Here is a 16,128-nt window from a genome sequence, read left to right as displayed (position 1 = left end):
ACTACAGCTCGTGTTGAATGTGGGGCAATTATACGCCTACAACACAAGCGACCGCTTAACTTGACCGGGCGAGCACCCATGCCAAAACAACGGCCAGTGCCGCCGTTGCCATGACCCACACCACCAATCCAAAAGCTATTCCTTGCATGAAGCTGAGTGTGATTGCGCTTAGCAGCAAGGCGAGCAGGCCAGCGGTGCGGCGTGCCCCCACTGAACGTAAGCCAATCGCATTACAACGTCCAGCCCAACGGCGATGACGAAAATGCGCCTGTTGTGAAAGTGCGATCAACAGCAAACCTGAAAACAGAAGCGAAAAAGCCAGCGCAACTTGTAGGGTTAGGTGCATTCAAAAGCCTCGTTGGGAGTGACTATTTTGCAAGCGGTGTATGTGCCCATTGCAACCATGAGAAGCAAACCCATGTCGATGGCCAGTGAATTCATGTCCCCTTGATCAAGGGCGGCTGCGAACATGCCACCTGTGTTGATTTGATTGAGCAGCCAAGCCAGCGCACACAGGGCTGTGAACACAACCGTGGGTTGAAACCACTGGCTGCTGCGGTGCGCGGCTGTCTGGTTTTCCAGCCGTTTGAATCGGACGGCGTTGACAAAAGCCCAGATTATCGTGAGCACCCACACGCCATAAAACACCCATGTTTCGGTGGTTGCGCGGTTAGGAAGTTGGTTGGGAAGAAGCTGATTTGCCACAAGATACGCGGCAGTGGCAATCAACATACCGATGGTACCGCCCACGGTCAGGGCTTGAACCACTGTGAAGCCTGGTAGTTTTTTCTTGTGGTGTTGAACACGGCGAGACTCGAGCCAAAACAAAAAACCAGTGTGAATCATGACGCAACCCAACAAGCCACCCACCACGTACAGCACTCGAAGTGCAGTGTGGTCAAACTGAATGAAGTGCAGGCCGTTGATCCAGTGCGTGAAGCCCTTGATGGGTTTGGGCTCGTGTGCATGCAGCAGTTCACCGGTGTGCAACAGCATGGTGTCAGCATGTGTGCTCATGCTGATGCTGCGCTCGGGAAACACCCGGCGAATTTCAAGTGTGGCGTTGCTGTCACCCAAGTTTCGAATATTGATTGAATCAGCACGCGCGGTTTCACCCAGGGCTTGGCTCCAGGCAATTTCCCGCGCTTGAACCAAAGCCGGTACGCTTTTCAGTGCAGCGAGTTGTTGCTCGGCGTCTTCAACAAAACCACTGGGGGGCATGTTCAAAAAACCACTCATGGCTTTCTGCGAGGCGGCTTTGTCACCATCAAATGCGGCCAGTGTGGCCCAAGGAAAATAGATGGAAAAAAATATCAGCAAACCGGTGAAAGTGATGAGGAAGTGAAAGGGCAATGCCACCACGCTGCTCAGATTGTGCAAGTCGAGCAAACTGCGCACGGTGTGCTTGTTGGGGCGAAACAAAAAGAACTCAGCCAGCAGTTTTCGGTGAATGACAATGCCGCTGATCAACAGCGCCATCATGGCCAGGCCGGCAATTCCCAACAAAAAATACCCCACGTTATTCCAGGCAATATTGAATTTGTAGTGGAAGGGAAAAAAGAAACCGCTGCCACCCAACGTGTGTTCATTGGAGACCACTTTGCCTGTGTCTGGATCCATGAAATAGGCTTTCAAGGTTCGGTCGGGCTCCACGATCCGAATCAGCGTCATGGGCGTTCGCTCGGTGGGCAAGCGCAATCGAATGTTGTCGGATCCGGGCGCCAGTTCATGGGCCTTCAGCAACACTGTTTCAAGTTGCTTTGGGCTCAGTGCGCAACATTCACCGGCAATGCTGCGGCTTTCCGGGTGCATCCATCGGTCAAACTCTTTGTCGAACACGGTGAGGGTACCCATCCAGAACACCGCAAACAGCAGAAAGCCGATGAACAGCCCAAACCAGGTGTGAAACCAAGCCATGTGTTGACGAACGGAAGGTGCTTTCTGCTTACTCACGGCCAGGGTTTACCAAGGAAAATAAATCACGATTGCACACAGCAAACCAAACAGCAGCCCTTTGGCACTTAGCCAGGCCAGGCTGGCTGTGCAGTAAATCCACAGCACCCAGCAGGGCATGGCAAGGTAGGCCACCAGCAGGCTCAGGGTCATGGCTTCGCTTTGTTCCATGCCAGCTTTAAACAGCAAAATGGCCAAGGCCGCTGCAAACAGGTTGGCCAAGGCCAACCCTGCTGGAAAAGCCAGCAGCAGGCAAACAATTTGCCGACTGCCGATTTTGAGCCAATGTGTTTTAGAAACGGTAGTTTGCACTGAACACCACATTGCGTTCGACACCATAGAAACAGTCGCCACGAGACAGGCAAGTGGACACATACTCCCGATTGGCCAGATTGGTCGCATTCACTGCGTAGCGCCAATCGCCAGTTTCATACGAGAGCATGGCGTCCAGCAGCGTCACACTGGGTGTACGCACGTTGTCTACGCCGTCCCAGGATTCGTCAATGAATCGCAAGCCTGCACCCCATTGCCAGCCGGGTAAGCCGAGCATGGAAAACTTCTGGCGTCCCCACAGGCTGAGGGTTTGTTTGGGCACTGTGGCCAATCTTTTGCCTTGACTGTTGGGCGTGGAATGGCGGGTTACTTTGGCGCTGGTGTAGGCATAGGCCGCCAGAATGTCCACAGTGTGGCTTAGGCGGTGGTTGGCTTCCAGTTCAACACCTTTGCTTTCCGCTTCGCCAACCTGAATCTGATTGTTGGCTACAACAGGATCAGCGACGCGGCGGTTGTTCTCCTTGATTTCATAAACGGCAGCAGTGAAAAGCGACTTGCCATCCGGTGTTTCATATTTCACACCCATTTCCTGTTGTTCAGCTTGTTGTGGCTTGAACGGATTGCCAAAGAAGTCCAGGCCACCAATTGGCAGAAAGGATTCCGAATAGCTGTAATAAGGCATCACTCCGAAATCGGTGATGTATCCCAGGCTGGCCTTGTAGGTGTTTGTGGATGTATCCAGGTTGGAGGCTGGTGCGTTGTCGGTTTCGGATTTGGCCCAATCGCGACGAATACCCACGGTAGAAAGCCAGCGCTTGGCGTACTTCACCTGGTGTTGAGCGTAAATACCGGTTTGAGTTTGCAGTGTGCCTGCAATGTCTGCCAGTACAGGCGCAGTGAAGTTACCATACACCGGATTGAGATAATCGATCGCGGCAGCACTGCCGCCTGCACCACGCGCGCCGCCCAAGGCAACTCGCTGGTAATCAAACCCGACAATGCTGGTGTTCTCGAACTCGCCAAAATTCCATTTGGCAGTTAGTTGTGAGTCAGAGGTGAGGCTGTCAGCCACGTTGTATTGCGAAATGGCCACGCGGTTGATGGTTCGTCCATCTGCATTGATTCGAGGTGTGAATGCCGAGTAAATCGAGTTATACGACACCGCACTGTCGCTTTGTTTCACTTTCTGGCTGAATGTGAACACATCGTTCAAGCGATGATCAAACTCCAGCCCATACGAGGTTTGCTTGGCCAGGTACAAGTCGAAGCCTGGCTCGCTGATGAATGTGTCAGTTGGAATGCGGCCATTCGGCCCTTCAAAGCGGGTGCCGATGATCGGGAAAAAGCCGACGGATGAACCCGACACATCCCGTTGCACATTCAAATACGCAGTCAGGCTGGTGTCGGCGTTGGGCCTCCAGGTAATGGCGGGTGCGAACAGGTCTCGATCATCCGGCACAAAGTTCACTTGGGTGTCACTGTCGCGGGTCAGTGCGATCATTCGGTACAGCAGGGTGCCGTCCTCATTCAGTGGGCCGGTCAAGTCGAGTGCCAATTGTTTGCGGCCGTATTCGCCCAGCTGCACCCCCACTTCACCAGCCTGTTCGCGTTGTGGGCGCTTGCTGACCATATTCACCAGGCCGCCAAAACCACCCTGGCCATACAGCACAGATGAAGGGCCTTTCACCACTTCAACGCGTTCCAGGGTAAACGGGTCGGGGCGTACATTGTTGTAAAAACCAAAAAGCTGTTTCAAACCATCTTGGTACTGCACAAACGAAGTGCCGCGGATAAAAGCCCAGTCGCCGCGATTGTCAAAGCCATAAGAGCCAGCACTTACGCCTGCGGTGTAGCCGAGCGCGTCTTGCAGGGTCAGTGCACCCTGATCTTCAATGCGGTCGCGTGTAATCACCGAAATGGATTGCTGGGTTTCAACAACGGGTGTCCCGGTCTTGGTGGCAGAAAATGTGCTGTTGGCTTTGTACCCGTCCACTGGCGCTGAAGGGCTTGGTTCGGTTTGTACCTGCCCCTCTACTTTGACAGCGGGCAGGGTGGCAGCTTCTTGAGCGTTTGATAGTTGGGGCCAAAACAGGGTGATTGCGCTGATGGCGCAAGGCAGAATTTTTTTCGGATTCATGATGCGGTTTGAAAAAAACGCTGGCTGGCTATTTGTTTTTTGCTGGCTTGCGGTTTGAGGGTGAGAGAAGATTATTTGGTCAAAATCAGCTTGCCTTGGGCGGTAATTCGCAAGCGATACTCTGTGTTGTCATGAACAATGGTCCGTTCGCGGCTGCCTTGTGGAAACAGGGTTTTTGTATTCAAAGGCGCTGCGGCCGCTGGCTCAGTGTGGCTTGCGGGGGGAGTGCCAGTTTTCAGCGTAGATAGGGAATTCATGGTGGCCCGGAATAAAGTAGATTGCCTGCGTTGAATGAGTCGAAGTGTAACGGATGTTCTTATTAATTGCAAATCATTCTCATTAAGATTAACATATAGGCTGTTTTTGATTGATTCAAAGGTTTCAGGTCCTTATGACGTACTCGTGGTTCAACGCCAAACACAAGGCGATGGTTGTCGGTTTAGCTTTGGCATTTTGCAATGTGGCCGTGGCGGCCCCTACCGATCAAGATGTGGTGAAGGGTTATGGGCAATTGGTGTATGCCAATTACACCGATTCAGTGAATGCAGCCCAGAAAATGCAGGCAGCCATTGATGCATTTTTGAAAGCGCCTTCCCAGGCTGGCCTGGATGCAGCAAAAAAAGCATGGTTGAATGCCCGCGAGTTTTACGGGCAAACAGAGGCTTTCCGTTTTTATGGTGGCCCGATCGACGATGAAAACGGGCCAGAAGGGCAGATCAATGCCTGGCCAATGGATGAGTCGTATGTGGACTATGTGCAAGGCAATGCACGCAGTGGTTTTATCAACAATCCAAAATTCAAGATTACCCGCGATGCCTTGATCGAAGAAAATGAGCGGGGTGGTGAAGAAAACATTGCCACCGGTTGGCACGCCATTGAGTTTTTGCTGTGGGGTCAGGATTTGAATGAGAATGGCCCCGGCAATCGGCCTTACACCGATTACGTGAAAGGCAAAGGCCAGAATGCAGAACGCCGCGCTGCTTATTTGCGCGAAATAACCGCCTTGTTGATCCATGATCTTGAAACAGTGCAATCGGCCTGGGCCCCCAAGAGAACTGACAATTTCCGCGCGAGTTTTGAGAAGGGCGGCAAGGAATCCATTCGCAAAATTCTGGTGGGTTTGGGTTCACTCTCGCGCGGCGAGCTCGCTGGTGAACGCCTTGAAGTGGCCTTGTTCAGTCAGGATCAAGAGGATGAGCACTCCTGTTTTTCAGACAACACACACCGCGATGCAGTGACCAATGCGCAAGGTATTTTGAATGTGTGGACTGGCACTTACAAACAGGCCGATGGGGCCGTGTTGAAAGTACCTTCTCTGGCCGAGTTGGTGGGGGCACGTGCACCGGAAGTTGCGAAGAAAACCACGCAGCAAATCCAGAATTCAGTGAAAGCCGCAAGTGCCATCCAAGCACCCTTTGACCGGGAAATTATTGGTGGTGCAAACGCACCTGGGCCCAAACGCGTGAAAGCCACCGTGGATAGCCTGGTTGAGCAAAGCACTTTGCTGGTTGAATCGGCCAATGCAATCGGCATTACTCAACTTACCCTGACCTTGCCCTGATGAAAGTAGCTGTTTGTTTGGCAGGGGGAACCCTGTTGCTTGCCGGGGCGGCATGGGCCGCAGTTGAAGGAATGACTGCCCGCACCGCAGGGGACGTCACCGTGTTTGCCGATGGCCGAAATGCCTTTTCATTTCCCGCCGCCAATTTGCCCGATGAAGAACGAACGCGATTTGCCATTGGCAATTCATTTTTCAAACGCAACTGGGTACAGGCCCCTGCATCGACCACTGCGCGTGACGGACTGGGTCCGCATTTCATTGCACGTTCCTGCGGTGGTTGCCACATACAGGACGGTCGAGGAAAGCCGCCCGAAATTCTGGATCGACTGAGCACTGAGCAACCGGTGGACCTTTTGTTCCGCCTGTCCATTCCCGGTAACGATTCCAAACATGGTGTTGTGCCCGACCCTGTGTATGGCGATCAGTTCAACAACGCTGCCATTGCGGGCGTGAAGCCAGAAGGCAAGGTGCACATTCAAATTACAGAGTTACGTGGCAAGTACCCGGATGGCACACCCTATGTGTTGAAAAAGCCGAGCTATTCTTTCTCTGATTTGGGCTATGGCCCCATGCACCCCCAAGTGATGGTGAGCCCTCGAATTGCGCCACAGGTGATTGGCCTGGGCTTGCTGGAAGCCATTGAGGAAAAGGATGTTTTGAACAATGCCAAGCGGCAGGCTGCACAGCCCGGCCCAATCAAGGGTGTGCCCAACCGGGTTTGGGATGCGTATGCACAAAAGAATATGTTGGGCCGCTTTGGCTGGAAGGCCAATGTGGCCACCCTGGCGCATCAAACCGGCGGCGCTTTTCTGGGCGATATCGGCATCACCAGCAGTTTGTTTCCCTCCGAGAATTGCACACCTGCCCAGAAAGACTGTGTGCAGGCACCCAACGGTTCCGAGAACGGCGAGCCTGAACTGAGCGACAAACTGTTCAACGAGATTGTGTTTTATCAAGCCGTGTTGGCACCACCAGCCCGCCGCAACGTGAATGATGCGCAAGTGTTAAAGGGTCAAAAGTTGTTTGAGCAAGCGCAGTGCGCCGTGTGCCATCGCCCTTCCTACACCACAGGCAAAGTGCCTTTCCCGGCCTTGAGCAGCAAAGCGTTGGAAGGACAGGAAATTTGGCCCTACACCGATTTGTTGTTGCATGACATGGGCGAAGGCCTTGCCGACAATCGCCCCGATTTCAAAGCGAATGGCCGCCAGTGGAAAACACCGCCTTTGTGGGGAATCGGCTTGATTCCCGATGTGAACAACCACATGCGTTTGTTGCACGACGGCCGCGCCGATGGCGTTGAAGAAGCCATTCTCTGGCACGGTGGTGAAGCCGAAGAAAGCAAGAACCGCTTCATGAATTTTTCGGCGGAAGATCGTTCAGCACTGATTCGTTTCGTGGAGTCTTTGTAATGAATCCCCAACATCAGCATGAATTGAAAACTGGCCTGTTGCGCGGACTGGTCTGGGTAGTGTTGGCCTTCGTGTTGTTGGTGGTGCTTAATTTTGCCAATTCAGCCGTGGCTGCAAAACCCGTGGACCGAAGCACGATGCTGTTTCCTTACTATGAGGTGGCAGAGGTATTGAATAGTGTGGCGATACACCACCACAACAAGGACACTGCCGTGCTGCGTGATCAACTCGAGGCGTTGAGTGTGGCCACGGCGCAATATTGCAAAACGGGTGGAAAAGCGCAGCCTGCCAACATGCAACAGTTACAGGGGCAATATGCCAAGGCCTACCTGGCCTGGCTGGAACTGTCGGCGGTGGTGATGGGGCCCATGCTGGACAACAACACGGTGCGCCAAATCGATTTTCGACCTTTGCGCCTGAACTTGCTTGAGCGTGCAATCAAAAAACAGCCGCAAGGCGCGCAAGCCATGGCCCTGATCGGAAGCCCGGCAAAAGGTTTTCCTGCCCTTGAGTATTTGTTGACGCAAAATGATTTCAAATCGGGCACCCCCCAGTGCAATTACGCGCACGAGGTAGTGCTCGACATTGCACGCACTGTGGCCGGTTTAAGGTGGCAAACCAGTGCAACGCAAGCCAATCAAGACGACGCACAGGCGCTGGGTGCAGGTATGCAATTGTATTTCAACCAGTTGGTTGGAGCCACGCACAACCTGGCTTGGGAGCGCATGGAAAAGCCGCTCTTGAAGAACAAGGATGAAGCCAGAGCAAACATGGCGCCTGCAGGACATTGGCCATTTTCAGAATTTCATTTGACCGAAAAAGCATGGGCTGCACAGTGGCAGGGCATAGAACATTTGTTGATGGTGACTAGCCAAACTGTGCCGCAGGCCAATACGCAAGTGATCCCGCTGGAGGCTTATTTGCGCGGCTTGGGGAAAATTGAACTGGCCGACACCTTGGTGAAGTACAGCAGTGCTGTGGCTGTGGCCATGCGGTCCAACGACATCACAAAGCCAGCCAGTGTTGAACAGTCAGTTAAAGCACTCAAGGTGCTCAAGGGGTTTTTGGAAAGCGAGGTGGCCAAGGGTTTGAAAGTGTCTATTCAGTTTTCATCTTCTGATGGTGATTGATCCAGTGTTGAATTCGCGTCGGCAATTTTTGGTTCAAAGCAGTGCGTTGGCCTTGAGCATGGCCTTGCCCCTGCCTGCCGAACTTGCAACCCACACTCGTCAGGCCCGTTTATTGGCAGCCTGGCAACTTCCAAATGCGGGCTATCAGGTGGGTGTGCTCAACGCAGCCGGGCTAGGTGCAGCGCTTTCTTATACCGTAACCACGGCAGTCGATTTGCCCACACGCCCGCACGGTTTAATGCACCTGCAGGGCGATGAGTATTTGGTGATCGCTCGCCGCCCCGGTGACTGGTTGTTGCGCCTGAATATTCGCAGTGGTGAAACCTCGCGCGTTTGGCAGGAAGAAGACCGGCATTTGAACGGACACAGCGCCGTGTATGGCGATTGGCTTTACACCACAGAAACCGATGTGCTCGGCGGCACTGGTGCATTGGCCGTGCGAAACCGCCATACCTTCGAGTTGCTGGATGTGTGGCCCACGCTGGGCAAAGATCCCCATGAAATGCTGGTGCTGCCCAAGGGTGGGTTGGGCATTGATGAACCTTTTTTGTTGGTGGCCAACGGCGGAATACCTACGCATGCAGACATGGGCAGAACCCAGTTGAATCAACTGCCCATGGATTCTTCGCTGGTTGCTTTGCATCCCCGAACGGGAAAGGTGTTCAATCAATGGACCTTGAGTGATACGCGACTCAGTTTGCGACACATGGCGGTACACGCCAGTGGTGTGGTGGGCATTGCCATGCAGGCACACCACGGCAATGCTGCCCTTCGGGATGCTGCACCGGTACTGGCTTTGCTTGATGAAAACGGACTGCGCACGGTGAATGAATCGGCGGGTGTGAAGGGCTACGCCGGCGACATTGTTGCCACCCCCCAGGGCTTTGTGATCAGCTGCACCAAGAATAATTCTGCCGGGCATTTCGATATGCAAGGCAACCTATTGCATTCACGGGCTGCGAATGCCGCGTGTGCCTTGGCTGCCGAAGGAGAGCAGGTGTGGCTGGGTAGTTTAGCTGTTGAGTTCAGCAGGCCATTGGAGCTGGACAATCATTGGCTGCTTATTTAACCCGCAGTGCCCAAGCCTTGATGGTTTGTCCCTGCTTGAAACCAAACAGTTTGTTGCCACCCACAGCCACTGCCAAAAACTGTTTTTCATCCACTTCGTAGGCAATGGGTGGTGCATTCACGCCCGCTGAATTGTTGTGTTGCCACACACGTTTGCCCGTGTTTGAATCAAGTGCAAAAAACTCACCACTGCCTTCACCTGAAAAAACCAAACCTGTTTGTGTGCTGAGTACACCACCAATCAAAGGCGCATTCACTTTGTGTTGCCATACAAGTTTGCCTGTGTCCAAGTGAATGGCTGACAGCAAACCGTATTTTTCTCCATCTTCAATTGGTGACATCGAAGAATACCTCAGTGCGGGCTTGTTGCCTTTCGCTTTCAGCTCGTGCAATTGATACTTCACCGGCCAGTGAATGCCGGCGATGAACACCATGCGGCGTTGTTCATCCACTGAAACAGGCGACCAGTTGGAGCCGCCTATAACACCGGGGTAAATCACATTGCCTTGTTCAGTGGGCAGGGTAAACATATTGTGCTGCGGTACAAAGGCCTCGCTCTTGAACAACAATTCACCCGTGATGCGATTGTGCACATAAAACCAACCAGTTTTGCCTGCCTGGCCAACAGCTTTCACCGCCTGGCCCTCATGCCTGGTGGTGAACAACACCGGTGGGCTGGCCACGTCGTAACCCCACATGTCGTGCGGCACTTGCTGGTAAAACCATTTCAGCTTGCCGGTGCGCACATCCAGCGCCACCAAGGAGGCGGTGTACAGGTTGTCTCCCGGCCGCGATGAGCCTTCCATTTGCGGTGAAGGGTTGCCCGTGCCGAAATACAAAATGCCATTGTCCCGGTCAATGGCGGGTGTGCTCCAGGCTGATCCGCCGCCAAATTTCCAGGCATCGGGATATTGAGCTGCTTTGGCTTTTTCTTCCTCAATATTGCGCGGTAACACCACGCCATCAAGGGTGGCCTTTGTGAATTCTCCCTCCCAACCTTGGTCGGGAACCGTGTCAAATTTCCACGCCATTGCGCCGGTGTTAACATCGTAAGCGGCCATAAAACCACGGCGCCCGTAGTTGCCCGCAATACCCACCACCGCACCGAGTGGCGCATCGGGATCGGGCGAGTCCAGGTGCAAGCCATAGCCCACACCGGTAATGCCCACAATAACCTTGCCATCGAATACCATGGGCGCCATGTTGATGCCTGCACCAGATGCACCCGACACTTCCAGTTTTCCGCCCTGCGTGTCCAGTTGCGACCCCAGTGTGGCGGCATCTTCCTGCACACCTTGTTCGCCTTTGGTAACATCGATGTCCCAAAGCTTTTGGCCAGTGCGTGCATCCAGTGCCAGAAGGCGTGAATCGACTGTGCCCATGAATACCTTGCCATCACTCACGGCCACGCCCCGATTGGCGGGGCCGCAGCACATGGGTCGGTCTTTGATCCTGTTGTGTGTGTAACGCCACAACAATTTTCCAGTGTCGGCTTTCAAGGCCACCACATGGTTAAACGGCAGCGACACAAACATGACGCCGTTCACCACGATGGGTGTGGCTTGAAAGCTGGATGACACACCCGTGTCAAACTCCCAGGCCAAGTCCAGTTGCCCGACGTTGCCAGGCGTAATTTGTGTTGACTGACTGTGCCGCTGATGATCCCAATTGCCGCCAAATACCGGCCATTCTTTGCCTGAACTGGCAAACGTGGCGGTGCAAACAAGTAGTGAGAAAGCGGCGGCGAGGGCTTGATGCAGCGTCATGGTTGTCGTTTTGGATTGGAATTGCCTGAAGAGACAAGCAAGGATCAATCCACTGCTGTTGTTGCAAAGTGGCGCACCGGAGTTGTCACAAAAGTGTCATCCAATGCGCAGCCGCTTGCGTGTATATTTCGCGTACCCGATTCTATTGGTAAATGATCATGAAGCAACAACTTGAGCTGTTGAAAGAAATTGAACACAAGCTCGAAGAATTGAGCAAAGACAAGGACCTGAAAGAAAAGCGCCCGCTGGAAGTCAAAGAGATCAAAGGTTTGCGCTTGGTGGTGTCGTCGATTATTCGCCGCATGGCCAGCTAAGCCACGATTAAGCCGTTTACTGATAGACCTTCAGACGCTTTGCAATCAACAGTGCGGTCAAGTTAAACGAGATCGCGATCACGCTGCATATCCAGAAGTTTTCGATCAGACCCTCTGCATTGCGCGAGATCACCATGCCACCCACCAAGGCGGCAAGGCCCATGGCAGCAGATTGCATGGACGAGTTCAGGGTCATGAATGTGCCCCTGTTTTTCGGATTGCCTGCTGCGCTGACCAAAGCCATGCCTGGAATCATTCTTCCGCTGACAAACACAAAGAAGAACGTGGTGATCACCAGAATGACTGTCATGCTCAGGCCCGCAGTCACAGTAATCAATGCCATGGGCAACACTGCAACACCGGCGATGATTTGCAGCATTTTCAATTTGCCAATTCGATCGCTGAGCTTGCCGATGATTTGCGCACTGAACAAGGTCGCCGCGCCGCCAGCCAGATAAATGACCGGAATGTCCGAAGGCGTCAGCCCTGCATTGATTTGCATGTAAATCGTGATGTACGGAATGATTGAAAACCCGGCGAAGATCATGCAAAACGAAAACAGGAACGCACGCAGGTGATTCGAATCGCGAAGCACCTGTGCAATGCCCTGAAGTGGGCCGGTTTCGCCCCGCGCATGCAAATGGCCTTGCAGTGTCGGAATGACGTACCAGCCGGCCACCGCCAATACAAAGCTGATGCCGGCAATTCCGAAGAAGGGGGTGTGCCAGTCCGAATTGGCGGCCACGTAAAGACCCAGAGGCACACCCATCACCGTAGACACGGAGAATGAGGTCATGATGACACCCATGGCTTTGCCCCTTCGGGCAAAAGGAACGACATCAGCGACGATGGTTTGAATCATCGCCGATAAAATTCCGCCAAAAAGCCCGGCAGCGATTCTGGCGCTCATCAGCGTTTCATAGGTGGGCGCAAGGCCGCAGGCCAAAGTGGCCACGGCAAACAACACATACAAAATCAACAACAATCGGCGCCGTTCAAACCGGTCAATGTACAAGGAGGCCAACAAACCCGAGGCACCGGCCGCGAAAGTGTAGGCGGACACCAGCAGGCCGAACTTTGCATCGGAAATTGCAAAAGCCTGCGTGAGCTGTGGCCCCAGCGGCATCATGATCATGAAGTCGAGAATGTGGGTGAATTGTATGCCGGCAAGAATCAGCAGCAACGCCCACTCGCGCTGGGGCGTCATTGTCACTTGGCATGCGGTGGGGCTGTTCATGTACTGCTACCTGTGGATGGTTTTTTGCTTTTGACCTTGAGTTTAACCCGCTAGCCTAATGACCCAGGGCGGTGAGTGCATAAATGCCGATCGTCATGGAGACGATGGACACCAGCGTAGTGAGCGCGATGATGTTGGCGGCCAACTTGCCGTCGCCGCCGGCAGCGACAGCCATTGCGAAGCTGGCGGCTGCGGTGGGGCTTGAGAAGAACATCCAGAGAATGATCAGGTCTCGGCCTTCAATACCCATGGCCCATGCAGCGGCGCAGGCCAGCACGGGCAGTATTGCAATTTTAATGGCGCTGGATTGCGTGGCTGACAGGCCCGATGCTTTCACTCCAGCCAAGGACAGTGTGCCACCCACACAAATGAGCGCTAAAGGCAGGGTAAGGCCTGCAAAGTACTCGCCCGACTTTAACAACCACTGAGGAATGTAAAGCTGGATTGCGCTGGCCAACATGCCCAGCACCACCGCAATAATCAGGGGGTTTTTAAGCAGTTCCTTACCCACCGCAGCAGGGCTGAATTTCAAGGTGGGGCTGTAAATGGAGAGAATCAACACAGACAGCACGTTGAACAACAAAATGGTAAAGCCGACCAACACACCGCCTACCGAAAGTCCGTAGTCGCCGTAATAACTGGCCACCAAGGCGAAACTGACTACTCCGCAATTGCCCCGGAAGGCCCCCTGAACAAACACCCCACGTTGACCGTACGGAATGGCTCGGGTGGCCCACCACCAACTGGCCAGAAAACCCAGCACTGTGGCAGCACAGAGAAAAAGGACCAATTTGGCATTGAATGCGCTTTGCAGATCGGCCTGCCAAATGGACAGGAAGAACAGCGTGGGCATGGTGGCTTTGTAGGTCAGGGTGGAGGCGGTTTGAATGAACGAGTCGTTGATGAGATTGACCTTGCGCAACAGCAAGCCCATGAAGACCATCGCGAATACAGGGGCGGTGACTCCCAGAATTTCCGAGAGCACATTGACTTGGGTCATGTTGACAGGTGTCGTTTGAAGTGATGCGTATTATTTCATTACTGAACTTTGGGTCAATTGTGGATGACCCTTGGGGGCTGCGCAGTGCGCAGACACCTTGTAGGTCGCCCCTCGCTACGAATCAAACCGGGCGTATTCAGGCTTTCAGGCGGAGGAGGGCATGCGACTTTGCAAATGCAACTATTGAATGACTTTAGTAATCTCGTGAATCCGCATTTTCAACCGGCAACAACGCCGCAAACTCTTCATCCGAATACAGCCGAGAGCGGGTCAGAAATCGCATGCCACTGGGGCGTTCCAGGCTGAACATTCCGCCATTTCCTTTCACGACATCAATTGTCAAATGCGTGTGTTCCCAATAGGCAAACTGGGATTTGCTCATGTAAAAGGGCACGCCACCAATGTCGCCCAGCTTGACATCTGATCCACCCAAGGGAAACTCGTTGCGAGGAAACAGCATGGGTGCGCTGCCATCACAACAACCGCCACTTTGATGAAAAATCACATCACCATGCTGAGCTCTCAAGGTCGCGATCAATTCCAGTGCCTGAGGGCTTGCGCTGACTCGGTTTGCCATTCTTTTCTCCACATAAATGAAAATGCCGCCCAATCCCTTTGGAGTTGAGCGGCGTGAGCCAAATCAAACAAGGCGCTTAGAAAAAGCCCAAGGCGTTGGGGTTATAGCTCACCAGCAGGTTTTTGGTTTGCTGGTAGTGGTGCAACATCATTTTGTGGTTTTCGCGGCCAATGCCCGATTGCTTGTAGCCACCAAAGGCGGCATGTGCCGGGTAGAGGTGGTAACAATTGGTCCACACTCGGCCAGCCTGAATGGCACGGCCCATTCGGAAAGCGCGCGCGCCATCACGACTCCACACCCCTGCGCCTAAACCGTACAGCGTGTCGTTGGCAATTTGCAGGGCTTCAGCTTCGTCTTTAAAGGTAGTCACCGACAACACGGGGCCGAAAATTTCTTCCTGAAAAATACGCATTTTGTTATGGCCGTGGAACACGGTTGGCTTCACATAGTAGCCGCCAGCCAGGTCGCCGCTTTGTTTGTTCTGTTCGCCACCAATGAGGCACTTGGCGCCTTCTTGTTTGCCCAGATCGATGTAACTCAGGATTTTCTCCAGTTGCTCTGAGGAAGCTTGAGCGCCGATCATGGTGCTTTCATCGAGCGGGTTGCCTTGCTTGATTTTGCCTACCCGTTCAATGGCGCGTTCGATGAAGGCATCGTAAATATCCTCCTGAATCAGTGCGCGTGACGGGCACGTGCATACTTCGCCTTGGTTCAATGCAAACATGGCAAAACCTTCGAGGGTTTTGTCAAAGAATGCATCGTCTGCGTCCATGATGTCAGAGAAGAAAATATTGGGTGATTTTCCGCCCAATTCCAGCGTGACAGGGATCAGGTTTTGTGCGGCGTATTGCATGATCAGTCGGCCTGTGGATGTTTCACCGGTGAATGCAATTTTTGAAATACGCGGATTGCTCGCCAGTGGTTTGCCTGCTTCCAGTCCAAAGCCATTCACGATGTTCAGCACGCCGGGCGGCAGCAAGTCAGCAATCAAATCCATCACCACCAGCAACGATGCTGGTGTTTGTTCTGCAGGCTTTAACACCACACAATTGCCGGCAGCCAATGCAGGTGCCAACTTCCAGGCCGCCATCAAAATCGGAAAGTTCCAGGGAATGATTTGCCCGACGACACCCAAGGGTTCGTTGAAATGATAGGCGTAGGTTTGGTGGTCAATTTCACAAATGCTGCCTTCTTCGCTACGAATACAGGCTGCGAAATAACGGAAGTGATCAATCGCCAGCGGAATGTCGGCAGCCATGGTTTCACGCAGCGGTTTGCCGTTGTCCAGTGTTTCAGCCACGGCGATCAGGCGCAGGTTTTCTTCCATGCGGTCGGCAATGCGGTTCAGAATAATGGAGCGTTCTGTGGGTGAGCGTTTGCCCCAAGCGTCTTTCGCTGCATGCGCAGCATCCAGCGCCAGTTCAATGTCTTCAGCTTGAGAGCGAGCAACCTTGCAAAGCACCTGGCCTGTGACTGGTGTTACGTTGTCGAAGTACTGCCCGCCTTTTGGAGCGACCCATTTGCCGCCGATGAAGTTGTCATATTTCGCTTTGAACGGAAACGCCACGCCCAGGTTTAATTCGTCAACCATATTCATATCCCTAACTCCTTTGTAGTGTTGATGGTGGTAGGGCGCTTTGCGCAACGGGCATGCCAGTGTCGAATGGGGACAGTGTTCGGAAGTTTGTTTCCGCAACACGCTA

15 protein-coding genes are annotated in these 16,128 nt (G+C 53.4%); 5 read left to right on the top strand and 10 right to left on the bottom strand.

Translation table 11 applies throughout. The features are described 5' to 3' along the window. Positions 1–55 precede the first annotated feature (55 nt). The 5 genes from B4C79_RS04750 to hemP all read right to left on the bottom strand — a co-directional run bounded on the left by B4C79_RS04750 (position 56) and on the right by hemP (position 4,620). Entirely contained in the window at positions 56–346 is a 291-nt protein-coding gene (locus tag B4C79_RS04750; RefSeq protein WP_008251360.1) for a DUF3325 family protein, read from the bottom strand. Further along, positions 337–1,953 carry a PepSY-associated TM helix domain-containing protein gene (locus B4C79_RS04745; protein WP_291742034.1) on the bottom strand — a complete coding sequence of 539 codons (1,617 nt, stop codon included), beginning with the start codon at positions 1,951–1,953 and terminating at the stop codon, positions 337–339. Before B4C79_RS04745 ends, B4C79_RS04750 begins: the two co-directional genes overlap by 10 nt. 9 nt (positions 1,954–1,962) lie before the next feature. Then, positions 1,963–2,265, bottom strand: a complete 303-nt coding sequence (locus tag B4C79_RS04740; RefSeq protein WP_291742030.1) for a hypothetical protein — start codon at positions 2,263–2,265, stop codon at positions 1,963–1,965. After that, positions 2,246–4,363, bottom strand: a complete 2,118-nt coding sequence (locus tag B4C79_RS04735; protein WP_291742027.1) for a TonB-dependent siderophore receptor — start codon at positions 4,361–4,363, stop codon at positions 2,246–2,248. Before B4C79_RS04735 ends, B4C79_RS04740 begins: the two co-directional genes overlap by 20 nt. A 71-nt stretch (positions 4,364–4,434) precedes the next feature. Then, positions 4,435–4,620: a hemin uptake protein HemP gene (gene hemP / locus B4C79_RS04730; RefSeq protein ID WP_171098065.1), complete on the bottom strand. Its 186-nt coding sequence runs from the start codon at positions 4,618–4,620 to the stop codon at positions 4,435–4,437. A 134-nt stretch (positions 4,621–4,754) separates the two neighbouring features. On the opposite strand from hemP, the gene B4C79_RS04725 reads away from it, so the two are divergent. From B4C79_RS04725 to B4C79_RS04710, 4 genes are read left to right on the top strand one after another with little or no spacing between them, the layout of a single operon-like run. Beyond that, positions 4,755–5,924: an imelysin family protein gene (locus B4C79_RS04725; RefSeq protein WP_291751793.1), complete on the top strand. Its 1,170-nt coding sequence runs from the start codon at positions 4,755–4,757 to the stop codon at positions 5,922–5,924. After that, positions 5,924–7,333 carry a di-heme oxidoredictase family protein gene (locus B4C79_RS04720; RefSeq protein WP_291740412.1) on the top strand — a complete coding sequence of 470 codons (1,410 nt, stop codon included), beginning with the start codon at positions 5,924–5,926 and terminating at the stop codon, positions 7,331–7,333. The genes B4C79_RS04725 and B4C79_RS04720 overlap by 1 nt, the downstream gene beginning before the upstream one ends. Further along, positions 7,333–8,463 carry an imelysin family protein gene (locus tag B4C79_RS04715; protein WP_291751790.1) on the top strand — a complete coding sequence of 377 codons (1,131 nt, stop codon included), beginning with the start codon at positions 7,333–7,335 and terminating at the stop codon, positions 8,461–8,463. The genes B4C79_RS04720 and B4C79_RS04715 overlap by 1 nt, the downstream gene beginning before the upstream one ends. 4 nt (positions 8,464–8,467) lie before the next feature. Next, entirely contained in the window at positions 8,468–9,532 is a 1,065-nt protein-coding gene (locus B4C79_RS04710) for a DUF1513 domain-containing protein (RefSeq protein ID WP_291740944.1), read from the top strand. Here B4C79_RS04710 and B4C79_RS04705 read toward each other — a convergent pair. Then, positions 9,525–11,297, bottom strand: coding sequence for a pyrroloquinoline quinone-dependent dehydrogenase (locus B4C79_RS04705; RefSeq protein ID WP_291740946.1), 1,773 nt, complete (start codon positions 11,295–11,297; stop codon positions 9,525–9,527). The genes B4C79_RS04710 and B4C79_RS04705 overlap by 8 nt on opposite strands. Positions 11,298–11,455: 158 nt before the next feature. On the opposite strand from B4C79_RS04705, the gene B4C79_RS04700 reads away from it, so the two are divergent. Further along, positions 11,456–11,611, top strand: a complete 156-nt coding sequence (locus tag B4C79_RS04700; RefSeq protein ID WP_168426918.1) for a hypothetical protein — start codon at positions 11,456–11,458, stop codon at positions 11,609–11,611. Positions 11,612–11,627: 16 nt separating this feature from the next. Here B4C79_RS04700 and B4C79_RS04695 read toward each other — a convergent pair whose 3' ends face one another. From B4C79_RS04695 to adh, 4 genes are all read right to left on the bottom strand, one after another. Next, complete coding sequence (locus B4C79_RS04695) at positions 11,628–12,848, bottom strand: MFS transporter (protein WP_291740947.1); 1,221 nt, start codon at positions 12,846–12,848, stop codon at positions 11,628–11,630. A gap of 55 nt (positions 12,849–12,903) precedes the next feature. Next, positions 12,904–13,848 carry an AEC family transporter gene (locus tag B4C79_RS04690; RefSeq protein WP_291740949.1) on the bottom strand — a complete coding sequence of 315 codons (945 nt, stop codon included), beginning with the start codon at positions 13,846–13,848 and terminating at the stop codon, positions 12,904–12,906. A 193-nt stretch (positions 13,849–14,041) separates the two neighbouring features. Further along, positions 14,042–14,425, bottom strand: a complete 384-nt coding sequence (locus tag B4C79_RS04685) for a DUF779 domain-containing protein (RefSeq protein ID WP_291740950.1) — start codon at positions 14,423–14,425, stop codon at positions 14,042–14,044. Between the two features lie 76 nt (positions 14,426–14,501). Beyond that, complete coding sequence (adh, locus tag B4C79_RS04680; RefSeq protein ID WP_291751786.1) at positions 14,502–16,022, bottom strand: aldehyde dehydrogenase; 1,521 nt, start codon at positions 16,020–16,022, stop codon at positions 14,502–14,504. Between the last annotated feature and the right edge of the window lie 106 nt (positions 16,023–16,128).

Source organism: Limnobacter sp. UBA7229, assembly GCF_002473065.1.
Taxonomy (GTDB): Bacteria; Pseudomonadota; Gammaproteobacteria; order Burkholderiales; family Burkholderiaceae_B; genus Limnobacter; species Limnobacter profundi.
Note: the sequence above shows the minus strand (reverse complement) of the source record. Positions and strands in the feature narration are given on the sequence as shown.